The organism is Asticcacaulis benevestitus DSM 16100 = ATCC BAA-896 (genome assembly GCF_000376105.1).
GTDB classification, from domain to species: Bacteria; Pseudomonadota; Alphaproteobacteria; order Caulobacterales; family Caulobacteraceae; genus Asticcacaulis; species Asticcacaulis benevestitus.
Map to the genome: position 1 here is coordinate 1 of NZ_AQWM01000008.1, position 16,309 is coordinate 16,309.

Annotated in this window: 12 protein-coding genes and 1 tRNA gene; 5 read left to right on the top strand and 8 right to left on the bottom strand. The window is 54.3% G+C overall.

Features of this window, described 5'->3' with window-relative positions:
* On the bottom strand, window positions 1-194 hold a 194-nt coding region (locus B060_RS26520; protein WP_026172766.1), incomplete at its 3' end, for a transposase.
* Window positions 195-370: 176 nt separating this feature from the next.
* Here B060_RS26520 and B060_RS28425 point away from each other — a divergent pair.
* A complete protein-coding gene (locus B060_RS28425; protein WP_155847878.1) occupies window positions 371-643 on the top strand; it encodes a YgjP-like metallopeptidase domain-containing protein in 273 nt (90 codons plus the stop codon).
* A gap of 914 nt (window positions 644-1,557) precedes the next feature.
* On the opposite strand, the gene B060_RS0110820 is transcribed toward B060_RS28425, so the two are convergent.
* Window positions 1,558-1,631, bottom strand: a tRNA-Gln gene (locus B060_RS0110820).
* A 235-nt stretch (window positions 1,632-1,866) separates the two neighbouring features.
* Here B060_RS0110820 and trhO point away from each other — a divergent pair.
* Both trhO and sppA read left to right on the top strand, forming a co-directional pair.
* A complete protein-coding gene (gene trhO / locus B060_RS24255; RefSeq protein ID WP_018081803.1) occupies window positions 1,867-2,772 on the top strand; it encodes an oxygen-dependent tRNA uridine(34) hydroxylase TrhO in 906 nt (301 codons plus the stop codon).
* Between the two features lie 147 nt (window positions 2,773-2,919).
* Window positions 2,920-4,707, top strand: coding sequence for a signal peptide peptidase SppA (gene sppA, locus B060_RS0110830; protein WP_018081804.1), 1,788 nt, complete (start codon window positions 2,920-2,922; stop codon window positions 4,705-4,707).
* A gap of 39 nt (window positions 4,708-4,746) precedes the next feature.
* On the opposite strand, the gene B060_RS0110835 is transcribed toward sppA, so the two are convergent.
* From B060_RS0110835 to pdxH, 5 genes are all read right to left on the bottom strand, one after another.
* Window positions 4,747-6,276, bottom strand: a complete 1,530-nt coding sequence (locus tag B060_RS0110835; protein WP_018081805.1) for a tetratricopeptide repeat-containing sulfotransferase family protein — start codon at window positions 6,274-6,276, stop codon at window positions 4,747-4,749.
* A gap of 110 nt (window positions 6,277-6,386) precedes the next feature.
* On the bottom strand, window positions 6,387-9,605 hold the full coding sequence (locus B060_RS24260; RefSeq protein ID WP_157405632.1) for a carboxypeptidase regulatory-like domain-containing protein: 3,219 nt from the start codon (window positions 9,603-9,605) through the stop codon (window positions 6,387-6,389).
* Between the two features lie 615 nt (window positions 9,606-10,220).
* On the bottom strand, window positions 10,221-11,057 hold the full coding sequence (locus tag B060_RS0110845) for a DUF1499 domain-containing protein (protein ID WP_236621663.1): 837 nt from the start codon (window positions 11,055-11,057) through the stop codon (window positions 10,221-10,223).
* Between the two features lie 204 nt (window positions 11,058-11,261).
* Window positions 11,262-12,689 carry a bifunctional aminoglycoside phosphotransferase/ATP-binding protein gene (locus B060_RS0110850; RefSeq protein WP_035423536.1) on the bottom strand — a complete coding sequence of 476 codons (1,428 nt, stop codon included), beginning with the start codon at window positions 12,687-12,689 and terminating at the stop codon, window positions 11,262-11,264.
* A gap of 40 nt (window positions 12,690-12,729) precedes the next feature.
* Window positions 12,730-13,392 carry a pyridoxamine 5'-phosphate oxidase gene (pdxH, locus tag B060_RS0110855; RefSeq protein WP_018081809.1) on the bottom strand — a complete coding sequence of 221 codons (663 nt, stop codon included), beginning with the start codon at window positions 13,390-13,392 and terminating at the stop codon, window positions 12,730-12,732.
* 114 nt (window positions 13,393-13,506) lie between these two features.
* On the opposite strand from pdxH, the gene B060_RS0110860 reads away from it, so the two are divergent.
* Together B060_RS0110860 and B060_RS0110865 are read left to right on the top strand one after the other, a co-directional pair.
* A complete protein-coding gene (locus tag B060_RS0110860) occupies window positions 13,507-14,298 on the top strand; it encodes a DnaJ C-terminal domain-containing protein (RefSeq protein WP_157405633.1) in 792 nt (263 codons plus the stop codon).
* A complete protein-coding gene (locus tag B060_RS0110865; protein WP_018081811.1) occupies window positions 14,299-15,027 on the top strand; it encodes a GNAT family N-acetyltransferase in 729 nt (242 codons plus the stop codon). It begins immediately after the preceding gene.
* On the opposite strand, the gene B060_RS0110870 is transcribed toward B060_RS0110865, so the two are convergent.
* The gene (locus B060_RS0110870) at window positions 15,024-16,295 is read right to left on the bottom strand and encodes a dicarboxylate/amino acid:cation symporter (protein ID WP_018081812.1); all 1,272 of its coding nucleotides are present in this window, start codon (window positions 16,293-16,295) and stop codon (window positions 15,024-15,026) included. The two genes, B060_RS0110865 and B060_RS0110870, sit on opposite strands and share 4 nt — an antisense overlap.
* Window positions 16,296-16,309: the final 14 nt, after the last annotated feature.

Sequence of the window (16,309 nt, forward strand, 5' to 3'; positions counted from 1 at the left end):
CTTTTTGCAGCCTTCTTGTCGCCCTCAAACAGGGCAGCCATGCCGTCCTGGGCTGCCTTCTTCCAGGTATTGATCTGGCTCGGGTGGACGCCGTACTTACTGGCCAGTTCAGACACCGTGCCTTCCTCACGAAGGGCAGCCATCGCCACCTTCGCCTTAAACTCAGGACTGTGTTTCTTGCGGATATTCTTCATTTAAACCCCTTGGCCGGTGGCCACTATAGGGGCAAGATTATATCTAAGCCAGCTGTCCAGTTTTCGGGGACCACCTCAGTTCGCGCCTTTGCCCACGAGCAAGGTTTGAAGTCGTTCAAGGAAATTTCGGTGCCCGTAGAAGACTACGCCGTGAAGAATTATGCTAAATTTCAGTGATGAGTCAGATTCAGGTCGGTAAAGTCACCATCCCCTACGACATCCGCACAAGCGCGACTGCCCATAAAAAAAGCATCATCGTAAGACCGCAGCATGTGGAAGTCGTCGCCCCTGTGTCGGCGCACGAAGCGGACATCACCGCCTTCGTTCAGAAGAAGCGCTATTGGGTCTTCGATAAACTGACCGAGATGAATGAGCGGCTGGCATATCTGGAACGCCATAGGCGTAATATTCTGCACCAATTGATCGCCAATATTTCGGATCAGCAATGACCAGAATCGCTTCTTTTTATCTAAATTTCTCCGATACTTAGATACACCTTGATATTTTTCAAACAACTCCGACAACCGCCATCCGACGACAGATTTCTTGTCCGAAAATTGTGAGAGTGATGTCCTCTCGTCATCATCAGGTTCGTCCTCATCGGGTTCGACGCCAAAATCCCCGGTTGCCACGCGAAGCGACTTTTCTTCCAGACTAATGCGAACTGACAGGTAGATTGTGAGAATTCCCTTGTGGGACGCCATTGGGCTGTCACATGACAAAGACACCCCCATCTGCGCCAATGCCGCCAGCATGCCTGCTTTAATCTCCTCCTGATCTGTCGTTGGCAAATTGACGCGATCTGAATCACGATAAGCAGAAAGCTGTTCCCGCAATTTGGCGATCTGTTGCGACCACTCCATGCGCTGTTTTGAAAACGGCTCAATCAACGCCAGAGCACCATTGCAATAAGCCAGACGTCGATCTCGAAATGAAATCCTCTCCCATTTCGTGATAGCTTCTATGATTTGTTCAGGTGCATAGACGACACCCGGAAGCGTTTTCCGATCCGTCCTATCCGTCCATATCGGCACACCGCTACCAGCACTTATGCGCGCTTCTATTTCGTCGAGGTTCGCGTTGTGCTTTTCAATATCAGTCTTGGTCGGTCTTTGAGATGAGCCAATTCTTCCGACCGGCATAACCTTGACCGCGCGCTGCCCCGTCAATTCGGGAAAATGATGCCTCTCGCCGTCATGAATTGGGCGGCGCGTCTCATAATAGCCCTTCCGCTCAGTCATATATTCTGGAAGGTTTTTATTCTTTTTAGGGCGAGCCATATGTAGCACCGTATGTAGCATAACGGTCGCCACAATAGGCTATTTTTCTTAATGTTTTTGAAAAATATAGAGAAAAAAGAGCTTGGCTGGGGAACTAGGACTCGAACCTAGAATGACGGTACCAAAAACCGGAGTGTTACCATTACACCATTCCCCAGCATCTAGCTGGTCCCGCGAAGCAAAGTATGTCGCCGCGAGAGGCGTGGAGATAGCGCAAGGTTTTACGCAAAGCAATCCCCTGCAACAACTTTTTCGCCGAGACATGCCCCAGTTTGCCCTTTTTATGTGAACAAATTCAAAAACCGTTCCGCTTACAGGTTTGCGACACAAGGCCGCAAGGCTCTGATACATTGGCGATTGGCGCATTATGTAAAATGTGATAGGTGCGCGCCATGTTTGAGACCGCGCAAAACCCTGACAGCGACACGACCTTCGTCATTGCCGCCTTTTATCATTTCTTCGACTTCCCGCACTTCGAAGCCATGCGTGAACCATTGTTCGAGCGCCTGAGCGCGCTTGGCATCAAGGGTTCGCTGCTAATCACCGCCGAGGGGGTCAACTCCACCATGGCCGGCACGCGCGAGGCCATCGACACCTTTCTCGACTATCTGCAAAGCGACCTGATCGGCGCCAAAATTATCTGGAAGGAATCCTACGCCGCCTACCAGCCGTTCGGTAAGGTGCGGGTACGGTTGAAAAAGGAAACCATCGGCCTGGGCGAGCCGGTTTCAATGAAAAAGTTCGGTCAGTACGTGGCCCCGCGCGATTGGAACGACCTGATCAGCCGCGACGACGTGGTGATTATCGATACGCGCAATGATTATGAGGTCAATCTGGGCACGTTCAAGGGGGCTATCGACCCGAACATCCCCAATTTCAAGCACCTGCCGCAATGGACACGCGACAATGCCGGGGCGCTGAAAGGCAAGAAGGTCGCCACCTTCTGCACCGGCGGCATCCGCTGCGAGAAATATACCTCATGGCTGATCGATCAGGGCATCGAGGACGTTTATCATCTGCAAGGCGGCATCCTGCAATATTTCGAAGACGTGCCCATCGAGCAATCGCTTTGGGATGGAGAATGTTTTGTTTTTGACGAGCGCATCGCCGTCGATCACCAACTTCAGCCCTCGCAGACGGCAGCCCTGTGCCTGCATTGCGACCACGCCCTGACGGCGGGGGACCAGCACCAACCGAGCTATATCAAGGGCCAGTCCTGCCCGCACTGTCACGGTGCCTCGCAACACGCCCACGATCGTCCGGCAACACGCAAACATCCTGGCCGCACCAAGTTCTAGCTATTCACGCGTCTCTGCCTACATAAGGGCTGCAGGACAGTCACAAGGGTCTTTCCGCAGACGAGTATGACAGCGACTTCATTTGACCTGCGGGCATTAAAGTTTATGCTGCAGGGTCGAATAGATACGGGGGGCTTTGGGTTACGCATGAAACAGTTCTTTATCACGCTGGCGGCGGTCGTTACGGCCCTCGCCCTTATCTTTGTCGCTTTGCCGATCGGCCTTATCGCCTGGGTGGTGGCCGCCTCGAAGCCCACGGTGCCGAACGCCGTCGTGCTGTCGCTCGACCTGCGTCAGAAGATGACCGACCAAAGCCAAAACTCGCCCCTCTCCTTCATCACCGGCAGCGGCCTGTCCACGCTTGATGTCGTGACTACCCTGCACCACGCTGCTGACGATGCCAAGGTCAAGGGTGTGTTCATTCGCCTGCCCGAAGGCGGCATGTCGCCCTCGGCTGCCGAAGAAATCCGTAACGCCATCATCTACGTCCGCCGCGCCAACAAGCCGGTGATCGCTCATAGCCAGGGCCTTTACCCTGACACCATGGTCGTGGCCTCCTACATGCTCGGCGCCTCTTCGGGTAACCTATGGATGCAGCCGCACAGCTCCTTCCAGGTCACCGGCATCTCGACCTCAACCATGTTCCTCAAGCGCGCTTTCGACAAATATGGCATCAAGGCGGAATATGAGCAGCGCTACGAATTCAAGAACGCGGTCAACCCTTATCTTTACAGTGATTATACGCCAGCCCACCGCGAAGCTACGCTGGGCTGGATGGGCAGCATCTACAAGTCGATGATCGGCTATGTGGCGGCTGATCGCCGCACCGACGCTGGCAAGTTGCAAACGACGCTGGAAGCCGGTCCCTACGCCGCCGAGCAAGCGCTTAAGCTGGGTCTGGTCGACAAACTCGGCCAGGTTCAGGAAGCTGAGGATGCAGCGCTCAAGGGTGCCGGTGATGGCGCCAAGATCATGGATATCTCCGATTATGAGCGCACGATTTCGCCCTCGTACAGCGGCGATGTCATCGCGGTGATCGATGGCGAAGGCGCGATCGTGACCGGCCGCGCTGACAGCGGCAACAGCCTGACCAGCCGAAACTCCAACATGGTTTCGGACGAGATTGCCGGCGCCTTCTACAAGGCCGCCAAGGACAAGAGCGTGAAGGCCATCGTGTTCCGCGTATCGTCGCCCGGCGGCTCGGATACGGCGTCAGACCAGATTTCGCAGGCCATGCAGGCCGCCAAGGCCGCCGGCAAGCCTGTTGTCGTCTCCATGGGCGAATACGCCGCCTCAGGGGGCTATTGGGTATCGGCCGGCGCTTCGTCCATCGTAGCCAATCCAAGCACCCTCACCGGCTCGATTGGCGTCTTTGGCGGTAAGTTCGCTATCGGTGACGCTCTGAGCCGCTTTGGTATCGACAGCCACGACATTTCGGTCGGCGGCGACTACAGTCAGGCCTTCAGCCAGTCACAAAACTTCAGCCCGACGCAACGCGCCGCCATTTCCAACTGGATCGACGAGATCTATAACGGTTTCGTCACGCACGTCGCCGCGGGCCGTAAACTGCCCGAAGCTACGGTGCGCGAAATCGCCAAGGGTCGGGTCTGGACCGGCGAACAGGCGCTGGGGCTAAAACTGGTCGATAAGCTCGGCGGCTTCTACGACGCCGTTGACGTCGCCAAGGGGCTAGCTAAGATCGACAGCAAGGCAGACTTCCGTTTGGTGAACTATGGCACACAGACCGGCCTGTTTGGCGCGACGCGTGACAGCGTCCATGCCGGCATAAGCGCTCTCAAGGCCTTGTCGTTCCTAGGCTGGGCTATGAGCGATCCGAAGGCCGAAGCCGTCATGTCGCAGATATCCGATCAGCGCCTGCGCGAACAGGGCGCCACCATCCTGGCGCCGGAGCCTTACCAGCCTTCGGTGCGCTAACAACGTGAAAGCCCGTCGATCTAATCGACGAGCTTTCCCCTAAAGGTAATACGCTTTTCTGAATTGCTCGACAAAGGTCTTATATTTTTCAGCAGAGCCTATCCGCGATGTGGAGATGGGAGAACGTACCTGTGCAACACTTGCGGTCGTTACCGCGCGCTTCGATTTGTGTGGCTCAAAAACCCCCTCTTCTTCTGGCAAATTAACATGATTCAGCAGTTTCCTGATCCAGCTCTGGGGATCTGATACCAGGTCTTCATAATTGATCGTCAGGATGCGATCCGGGAATATGGACACCCAATATTCATAAAGCCTGTCTTCTGAATGGAAGAAGCTGGCAATGCCTTCTGCAGAATATGACCACGGGATAGTCCCTAGAAGAGAATAGAGACGGAAGATTGACAGCGCGCAATCTTCGGGTTTGCGCCTCAGCCACACAACCTTGGCCTTGGGCAGGCTATGTAAGATCAACCCCATGAATTGGCCGATAATCACTGTTTTATCGATGGCCTTTCCAGTCTCACCAAACCGTTCTTTCACCATTTGCAGGTAGTCGCGGCCTATATCCCCCCATGGATCTGCACTGGCCGATCTATTCTGGTAATCCAGGGCACTTTCAAATGTGAAGTCGCCATAAAAGGGATAGGTGAACGATAGTTCGTCAAGGCTCATGTTCCTTGAGTCGCCAAACTTCAGATTACCAGCCGGCATCAGAGCCACCGAAAGTAGATTTATTTCAGCCCCTCCCGCAACCTGGGAATGGCTTGCTAATATCTGTTCCACCAAGGTTGTACCTGACCGGGGAAATCCGGTAACAAAAATCATGCGGTCACCGCCCGCGCCGGATGGAGTCAGTTCTTCAAAATTTTCTTCAGAATAACCAGCAATTAACTCGCGCGAGAACTCGTCCCACTTAGCTAACGAATGGCCCTGGTTAGCCATTTTCATCTGCGCGGCACCACTGGCATAGGCAATCCCGGCCATATCCGTATTCCCGACGTCATCATACGCCTTCCCCAGAGCATAAAGAAGTTGTGCTTGAATCTCTGCGGGCGCTTTGCCTACCTTGGGCAATACCGCTTCCATTCGCGCTATATCCGGGTCACCAGGCTGGAACTTCTTGACCACCGATAGCGCAAGCCATTGGATGGGTGCAGGAGATATGGCTATGGCTTGGCGCAAAATAATTTCGGCGGTATTGAAGTCTCCAAGCTGAGTAAAGGTGACGCCTTGGAAATGTAGTACGGCAGGGTGCTGTTGCGACGCCTCAGGAAGCTTATCAAGAGCAGCAAGCGCTTCACGCAACCTGCCAAACCGAGACAAGACCCTAGAAAAATATAACACGCGACTGGGATCTATAGGCTGCGTCGCCGCAAAGCGTCTAGCCGCTCCAATGGCCAGGTCCTGCTCGCCCAGCTTACCAGCCAGTTGCGCCACACTATCCCAAAAGTCACCTTCTTCTGGTCCACTCTCCAAATCTTCCCGAATAACCCTGGCAGCGCTTCGACGATCAAGAGTTTTGCAAGCCTCCACTATCAAATGCGTGCGCGGTTCAAACGGACGGGGCATTCAGGCTCACTTTCAGAAAACGGTGCGAAATAGATTTATCAACCCCACATAAAAAAACAACGGCGAGAGGTTGCCCCCTCGCCGTCATTTCAAATCGAAAGATCGATTTCTTAGTAGCTAACGTCGAAGCCCACACGCACATAGCGCGGAGAAGCATAAGACGTCGGCTTACCATAGTCAGGGTTGTGATACGTCGGATCAACGCCATCGTCCGAATCCGTATTGAGACCTGTAATCATCTTGTTGTCTAACAGGTTGAATATGTCGGCACGCAGGACCAATTTATGCGAAGCCATCATGCTATCCGGGAAGGTATAGCGAAGCGACAGGTCGATTTGCTTTACCCAATCCGTCTTCGGCCCCTTACCCATCGGTGAAGGAACACCAGGCTGCCCGTCAACAATATTGCAATAGTGGCTGGCAACGCCGTAATTAGCTGCAGCATTGTTCAGATCTGGATATGTACCCATGCATGACAGATGCTGTGGTGAAATAAGATTCACGTTGGCGCCTACCATAAACTCAGGCGTGATGGCATAGGAGCCCCAGACCTTGAACTGATGTGTACGGTCGTTCGGCAGAATACCGGTGGAATAGTCGGTCAGGCCCAGGTAATCGTCGAGTTGGGTCGAGCCGGCATCCGTCTGACCAGTATCACCGCCGCCGAAGGTATAGGTGGTGCCTTCATAGTTACCATACGAGCGCGAATAGGTGTAGGAACCTTGCAGCCCCCATTTGCCGTCGAACGCACGCTTGAAGTCGATCGTCAGTGCCTTGTAATCACGCTTCGGCTTCGGGAAACCAAGGTCCTTAAGGGTGATTGTAGAGACGTCAGTCTGACCAGGCAGCGGGTGGAAGGTTTTGAAGGTGATGGAATCGCCGACATTCCACACATGATACTCAGGCAGCGTGCCGCCGTAACCATAGGTATTGCCGGGATAGGGCGCAGCACAATCCACGTTCAAGACGTTCGTGCAATAGTCGACGATGTAAGGTGCGAAATCAGTATCTTCCGAAACGCGTTCCAGTATTCTGTCAACAAAGGTCGCGCCGACGGTCCAATTGTCATTGATACGATAGTTGGCAGACAGGGTAACTTCGCTTTCACGAGTAGCCTTCAGACCTACAGCAGCCTTACCTTCAGCAGGTTCCTGGACACCAGCACCATAAACGATGCAGGAGGAAGCGCCTGGTGTCGAAACAGGGTTCCCAGGAGCGTTACCAATATCGGAGGTGGGGCAAAGGCTGCTATAAGAACCTGCGGGAGCAGACACCGCGCCGTAACCTGTTGGCAGGCCCGTAACCGAGTCGACAGTCACGCCCGGCACAAACCCGCCGGTAGGTGCTCTGAAACGCTCATAGAAGTAATAGTCCTTGCCGCGGAAACCGAGGTTCATAGCGGGCGGAATATAGTACTGGCCATAAGAACCGGTAAAGCGCCAGGCGCTGTCTTCGCTGGGCTTCCAACTAAAGCCCAGGCGTGGCCCCCAGTTATCTTTCAGATCGAGATATTGCTCACCGGACAGGTTCGACTGTTTGAAGGTATCGTTACGCAGGCCAATCTGCAGGTTCAGGGTCGAGGTTACGTCCCAAGAATCTTGAATATAATAGGCCGAATCCTGACCGCTGACCTTACCGCCCAGGTTCTCATACAACAGGCGTGCACGAGGGACGAAGTGATTGGAATTTGAGCCCGCCTCTTGATCGTCACCTGTCGGATACCAACCGTCAGGTGAGCTAGCAAAGTACGCGAAGTCAGTGCTATCAGCGTTTGCCGGATCATTCAAATAACCATAGAGGCGAACAAGCACTGGCGTATCACCAACCAGCCTGGTCACCTTGGTCATCGACAGGTCTTCATTATCGTAACCGAAGCGTACATGGTGACGACCGAGCGCATTAAAGCGCAGATCACCATCAATACGGAAGAACTTGCGCTCCGTATCATCTACGCCGAGCGTCTTGTAAGGTTGAGTTGTCGATGAACGATAGGCTTGACCTGTAACATAGTCATACTGTTCAGCATAATTAATCTTGGTATTTTCAGGCGTAGTGTCGTTGGCATCCTTGCTGATGCCGTAAGCCGCCGAAATCGTGAACCAGTCAGTGATGTTACCGGTATATTTGGCAACCCAGTTCTCGCCACCCGACTTATTCGTTGCCTTGCCATTGGTGATGGCTGAACCAACGACATCCGACTTAGGGTCATAATTATAGCGTATATAATCAGTCGTCGCTGTCGTGTCGAAATAGGTCAATTCAAGGTGCTGTTGCGGCGTAATATACCAATCAGCCTTGAGTCCATAAAACGGATCCTTGGATTCAGCCTTTTGATAGTAGTTATCAATCGATGTCGCTCGCGTGCTTTTGATGTCATTGGCTTGGTACAAACCGTAAAGGAACAGCTTATCCTTGATCAGAGCGCCGCCGGCTTCAACCGAGATCGAGTTCGAATCGCTAGAAATATATTTGCCGGGAGCGCCGGTTACATCCCAATCTGCCGAACGAAGAGAATTTGGTGCGAAGTTGCCGTGAACAGCAAACAAGAGCTCATTCGTACCACTTTTTGTCGTCGCGTTGACGATACCACCCGTCGCACGACCGAATTCAGCAGCGTAACCGGAGGTTTGAACGTCAACCGTTTTGTAGAAATCGAATGGCACTTCAGCACCACCGACATAGGTGTCCGGATTGGTGATATTCAGGCCGTTGATGTAATAGGCGTTTTCAGCTGCCGAACCACCACCGATCGTCGCCGCACCAAAGGCGTCGGAACGAACAGTCGTCGGAGCCAGAAGCGTAACGGCTTCAATGTTACGTCCGATGGGTTGCTGCGCAACCAAGGTGGTCAGATCAACCGAAAGGCCTGAAGTCGTCTTGTTGAAATCCTGACGGACGCGCTTGCCCTTAACGACAACCGTCTGAGTCGCACCAGTTGTATTCAGAGCGTAGGTATATGTAACCGACTGAGACACGATTACACTTGCAGTGCCAGTGTAATCGTCAAAGCCGCTGGCGCTAACCGTGACGTCGTATTCGCCAGGCGTCAGCCCCGTAGCGGTGGCAGAACCCGTGGCACCCGTCTTGAGGGTTTTGGTAACGCCCTGGGCCTGTGACTTCAGTGTGACAATAGCGCCAACAACCGGAGCACCCGAAGCATCGTCAACCGAAATGACAACGGCACCCGAGGTATAGTCCTGGGCTTGAGCTACCGCCGGCAGCATTGTGGCGACGGTGGCCACGAGGGCGCCGCCAGCCATGGTCGACAACGCTGCGCCGCAGATCGTCGTCGTGGCCAACAGGCCAGATCGCAAAGATAGTTTTTTCACTTGTTTCTCCGGGTTACATGAGGGTGTAGGCGCACCCACCGCAGTTTCCAGCATTACACGCTGTTAATGAAGTTAAAGACCGGTGTCGCAAATCCGTCAATCGCACGACACATTTTTGTCTATATCATTTGAAACCTGTTTCAATTAAGTCACAGGAGAAACCTTACCTAACGTCAGGAAGTGTCGCTTATAGGGTGAATTTTACCGCCTCAAATTTTAAAAAAATGGCGAGCTGCTATTTGAAATAATAACTTAAATTCACAGAGTTAAATGGAATGATCTCATAAATTAGAAAAAAACATTGTACAAAATAATTGCTCCACTTAGCGGAATGGCGAAAAAACATTTCTAAAACGATTTTGTGGAGCATTTCACAATTATGACGCCGATAGCTCCAATTAAGGCTACTTAGCGACTGATCCATATCCCCGTCTGCACGGGTGGCGCCGCTTCGGGCGCGCAACTGGCCACGAGGAGATGTATCAAAGCAAGACTGAGAAATGCGGCGACAATACGCTGCGAACGTTTTGAAATATAAAGAATAAGTTTGCTGCGCATAGCCAGTTCCGGGCCTCATTGAGACCTTCACACAGCAAAAGGTGCGCCATTAAGGAATCAGGCCCCGACGCCCGGCAGAACCGGCATAGCCTTGATCTTCTGGACGATTTCAGTCACGCGCTGGCAATTTGCGCCGAGATCAGGGGCATTGTAACGGCTTACCGAACGAACATCGACGCTGGTTGGGTCAATACGGATCACCATATCGTATTTGAAGCCGTAGAATTTGTCCTGGTACGTAGCCTCCACCCGCCACGGCGAGGTGCCCCAGACGCGGTAACCGCTAGCCTTAAGCATGGCGACGACACCATCCACCTGATCCTCGGTGATTGGGTGATCACGGATCGTTTTCGCCGCCGGACAGGTGGCTTCGTTGATAGCCGCGACGGTCTTTCCGCCCCAGTCCAGAGATTCATTACGCGGCACGCGTGGCAAATCCTCGACAGGTGGCGCGTCGGCGCCGCGGATGTTGATCATCCGCTCAGAGAAATCAAGGGGTCTGTCCCAGTTCGTCGCCACATCATTGATGGGCGGATTATCCTTTAACGCCTTATGATAAAGGGCGAAACCGCCCCACAATCCACCGGATATCACAACGGCTGCAAACGCCCAGGGCGCACAGCGCGTGGGGCACATAAACAGCGATATCAGCAAAGAGACCGCGGCCACGACCAGAGACGCCAGCACCATGCGCGGACCTATACCCAGGGTCAGGGTCTTGAAGCCCAAATCCATGCTGATAGAGCCCAGATTTGTGACCATCATGACACCCAGCAGGAAAAGGGCCGTGATGACCGCCACCATGAAGGCCAGATGTGCGAAGGCAAAACCCTTCTTTTTCTTCCGTGAGGACGACTGGGCAGGCACGTCCGCTTCGAGATTATCTTGTGGCACCCTGTGGGCTCCCGTTCGTCCAGATTATAGTTGCGCCAGATTATAGTTGCGCCAAATTATAGTTGCGATTGTCACAGCTTAAACCGATGCGTGACCGCGTCACGGATTTACCTTCAATAGGCGAAATTCATCACGCCAGAGCGATAGTCTTTATCGCCGTTCGATATAAATCCCTAGTCAGTAAAGCTTAAATACGGGCTGCCTTCAAGGCGCATCCGCATTTTCGATGCGCCATGAAATTTGAGACGGATCAACGGCTTGTTGTTGTATCGCAATGTCACTTGTGGCATCGGAAACATCGCCTTTTCGCAAGCCCACACGTTCAGCCCTCACCGAGGCAGGCAGATCCAGCCAAAGCCCCGAAAAAGCGACGTGTTCGATTCGCGCAATTTCGGCGCAACGCTCGCGCGGCCAGGCTTCCCGGAAGGTGGCGTCGAGGATGACAGACTGCCCTGCCCGTACAACATGCTGCGCCAGATCGAACATGTGCTCATAAACGCGAACGCTTTCTTCAGGCGCATAGGCAGCGCCAGGCAAGGCGTCATGTGCCGGACAGCCCCACAAACGTTTACGGATTTCGTCGCTGCGCAGGATCACGGCGCCGGGCGCCCGTCCGGTTTGCGGCGCATCGCTACGGGCGCGCGTGCTTTTTCCGGAGCCTGAAAGACCGCCCACGGCCTGCAACTCGGCCGGTTTTAACTTTAGAAAGGCCTGAGCCGCCTGCAGGTAGGCGCGCGCCTTATCCATATTATCGCCATCTTCACCGCCAGAATTCGCATGGACATGGCAGCGCACAGCGGCGCGCATAGACATATAAAGCGGCAAAAGTTCCAGACCAGAATATACCTGCGCCGGATCTTTCTCCCGCCGCGCCGACTCTTCAAGCCAGATGTTCATGACCTGATTGGCAGCGGCGTGATGCCCCCTCACCCACAGATCCATGAGCAGAAAGGCCAGATCATACAGCACATCTATCTGGCTGAGACGATCATTGAATTCGATACAATCGAAAAGAACCGGCTTATTATGTTCGATCAGAATATTGCCAAGATGCAGGTCGCCATGACAGTGGCGGATATATCCGCTATCGAAGCGCTGCCGCACTTTCGTTTCCAGCTTCTTATAGGTTACCGATACCGCCTCATCATAGGCATCAACGAGATCGGCCCCGAGTTGCTGCCTGAAAATGTTGATGTTTTGACGATTTGAGTCGAGAACATAGGCTGTATTGCTCGCATGCTGGATATCACGGCACACGAGGGCATCGCCATGAAAACGCGCCACAAGCTGACCGAGGGCATGCATCTGACCGGCATCCGGCGTCCAGCCGAGTTCGGCGGCCTGCTCGCTCAAAACGCCATTCGTATCGAAGCGACGCATCACCAATACGCTTTCGCCAGCAATATCCTCAATTCCCAGATAGATATCGGCCGCCATGCGCTGATTGAAACTTAATTCGCGCAACAGGGCCGCGCGGCGTTTTTCTGGCGTGGTAAAATCAAGGAAGCCGTAATCCACGCTTTTCTTGATCTTATAAGCCTTGTCCCCCTTGAGAATGATGTTCGCGCATGAGGTTTCGATGACGCGATCAGCGCCTTCCCTAAGGCGAAGCAGAACCTGGCTCAACGACACGTGGCACTTTCAGATAATAAAAGGATAAAAACACGGGCCATTACGGATATAAGCGGACGCTTGTCCAGCCCTCTGTAACAGCGTCGCGTTTGAACTGAACACGATCATGCAGGCGGAAGGGCATGTCACGCCAGAATTCTATGCTAAGCGGGGCGATACGGAAACCGGTCCAGTGCGGTGGACGCTCTATCTTACCCAGTCCGAATTTGAGAGCGTATTCCGCGACGCTTTTCTCCAGCGCGAACCGGCTTTCCAGCGGGTGTGACTGATCGGATGCCCAGGCGCCGATCTGGCTTTGGCGGGCTCGGCTGTGGAAATAGGCGTCCGCTTCGGCCTCCGATACGCGGGTCACCTCGCCACGGATACGCACCTGACGACGCAAGGATTTCCAGTGGAACAACAATGCGGCCTTATGGCTTTGCGTCAACTGTTGACCTTTAGCACTCTGCGTATTGGTGTAGAAAACAAAACCGGCTTCATCGAAATCCTTGAGAAGCACCATACGCACGTCCGGCAACCCGTCCTGATCAACTGTGGCGACCGCCATGGCATTGGGATCGTTCGGTTCCTTCGCCCCGGCATCTTTCAGCCACTGTCCAAACAGAGAAAAGGGTTCGGAGGCCGCGATTTCAGCCTCATGCGCCGCGTGAGCCTCGGCATAGTCGGCGGCGGAAGGGCTCGGCGGAATAAGCGAATCGGTCATGGGAGCTTTAAGACTTTGAAAAGGATAATGGCGCATTAATGATATATGCGGCACTTGGGAAAAAGCGCCGTCTCCACCAGTTTCAGAATGGACTTCGGGGGCCAGAACTTCAAGATGGCGGCGTTAAAAAGTAAGTCCTGCGACGATTTGAACCGTGCAGATGCCCTGAACGAACTTGGTCTTAAAGACTGCGCGCTCGATGAAGATATCCGCAGCGCGTTTCGCCAGCGTCTCAAACAGGCTCATCCCGACATCCATGGCGGCACCGATTCCCGCCTGCGCCGCCTGATTCTGGCGCGCGATCTGTTAATGTCAGAGGCTAAGATTATCTCTGAATCGGCTGATAACGCAAAAAGTTTCCATCCCGACAATGCTCTGGGTGACGGCGCCACGCCACTGACCATTTCGCTCGCACAGGCCCTTTTCGGCGGTACTGTTACAGCGGACGTGCCGGCTCTGGAGTTTTCACACGCCGGCGAGCCCCTGACCTCCTTGACACAGACCAAGACGTTACGCGTCACCCTGCCCTGCGGCCTGCGTAACGGGGCAAAGCTATGCTTGCCTTGCGAAGGCGCAGCACGCGACGAGATGTATTTCGAGATCAACATTGAAACCGACGACCATTGCCGGGTTTGGGGCGATGATATCTGGATGACCGCCACACTCGATCGCCGATTAATGCAATATGGCGGCAAGACACTGGTTGAGACACCGCACGGCCTGCAGGACATACGTTTAGACCGTGATGTGCCGCATGGTGCCAGCCTTTGCCTCAAAGGCAAGGGCCTGCCGGCTACCGGCACAGCTACCGCCGGCAATCTCTATATTCGCCTAGAAGCGCAACCCGATGTCGTGCGCCCCGTTACGCATATCCTGAGCGAATTTCGCCAGCGCTGGGCGTCATAAATGTCTGTGAACTTCGATACTGTCAGTCCTTCACTGGGTATCCGTGACAATGCTTTCGGCGATCCGGTCGGCAAGGCCATTCCCGATTGGCAAGGTTGTCAGCGTCTGCCGGATGTGGAATTGACCGGCCGCACCTGCCGCCTTGTCCCCTATGCGGAAACCTACGCTCACGGCCTTTTTGAAGCCTATGCACAGGATGATGGCCGCATGTGGAGCTACCTGCCCTACGGCCCTTTCGACAGCCCTCACAGCGTCAACGACAGCATCCAAAAGTATCAAAACAACAGAGACTTCCATACATTTGTTATTTTAAAAGATGAGCAGCTGGTCGGACACGCCAGCTTTATGCGCTATGACCTGGCAAATGGCAGCGTCGAGATCGGTGGGGTCACCTACTCACCCGCTTTACAGCGCAGCACCGCCGCCACCGAGGCCATGTACCAGATGATGAAGCACGCCTTCGCGCACGGCTACCGCCGCTACGAATGGAAGTGCAACCAGCTCAACATGCCCTCCAGTCTGGCTGCCTTGCGACTGGGCTTCAGTTTCGAGGGCGTCTTCCGCAATCATCAGGTGGCGCGCGAGGGCCGCCGCGATACGGCCTGGTATTCGGTTATTGTCGAGGAATGGCCACAGGTCCGCGCACGGCTGGAGTCGTGGCTCTCACCTGAAAATTTCAGCGTTGATGGCAGGCAGAAAAAAGCCCTGCGCGATATCCCAATAGGTTAGCTTCCCGCCGCCGATGCGGCTTTTGCAACTCGTGTCAGCAACGGTGACTCTTTTTCGATCATGCCGTTTTCACGCGCCACAAGCGTAGGCACCAGAATCTGGCTGGTGACATTGGTCGCCGTGCGCATCATATCGAGGATGCGGTCGATGGCGGCCAGAATGGCGATCCCTTCCAGCGGCAACCCCGCGGTGGAGAGGGTCACGGTCAACATCACGGTCGCCACGCCTGGAACGCCGGCGGTAGCGAGCGAGCCCAGCACGGACGCCAAAGCGATCAGCAGATAGTGCTGAGGTGTCAGGGCAATGTGGAAATAATTGGCGATGAAAATCGATGAGATCGCCGGATAGATGGCGCCGCAGCCATCCATTTTCATATTGGCGCCCAGAGGCAGGGCAAAACCGGCATAGGATTTCGGCAATTTGAGATTATCGACCGCCGCAGCCAGTGACACAGGCAAGGTACCGATGGACGAGCACGTGAAGAAGGCGGTCTGCTGCGCGGTGAATATGCCTTTGTAGAAACCCAACACACGCAGGCCATGCAGCTTGAGCAGGGTCGGGTAGACGATCAGGATTTCGACAAAGCAACCGAGATAAATCAGGCCGATATAGGGAATGAGGGGTTTGAGCGCCTCAAGTCCATAGGAGGCCACGACCGACCCTATCAGGCCGAAAACACCGATCGGCGTCAATTGTATAATCCAGCGTGTCAGCTTGAACATGACCTGAGAGCCCTGTTCAACAATTTCCGCCAAGGCCTTGGTTTTTTGCCCTAAAGCACTAAGCGCGGCCCCCACGAGAATGGCGAAGAAGACAACGCTGAGCACCTTGCCCTCGGCGAAGCTCTTGAAAATATTGGACGGTACAATGCCGGTGATCACGTCGATCGGTGCTGGGATCGAATCGTGCGCCTCCACGGTCAACGGCAATCCTGCCAGACCGGCGCCCGGCTGGAAATAGATGCCGATGGCCAGGCCAACCGACACCGCGATGGCTGAGGTGATCATGAACCAGACGATCGTCTGGGCGCCGAGTTTGACCGCCCTGCCCCCCGTCCCTTCCTCGCCATGTCCCAGGCGCGCGATTGAGGCCGCGATCGTAAAGAAGACCAGCGGCACGACCAGCATCTTGATGGCGCGGATGAAGGTATCACCTATCGGCGTCAACACAGGCAAGGCCGCCTTGCCCCAATAGAGGGCGACACCGACTCCGAGCGCGAAGGCGATAAGCGTTTTCAGCCAGAACGGTATTTTGCCGAGCCACGTCATGGGGGTACTTTCGT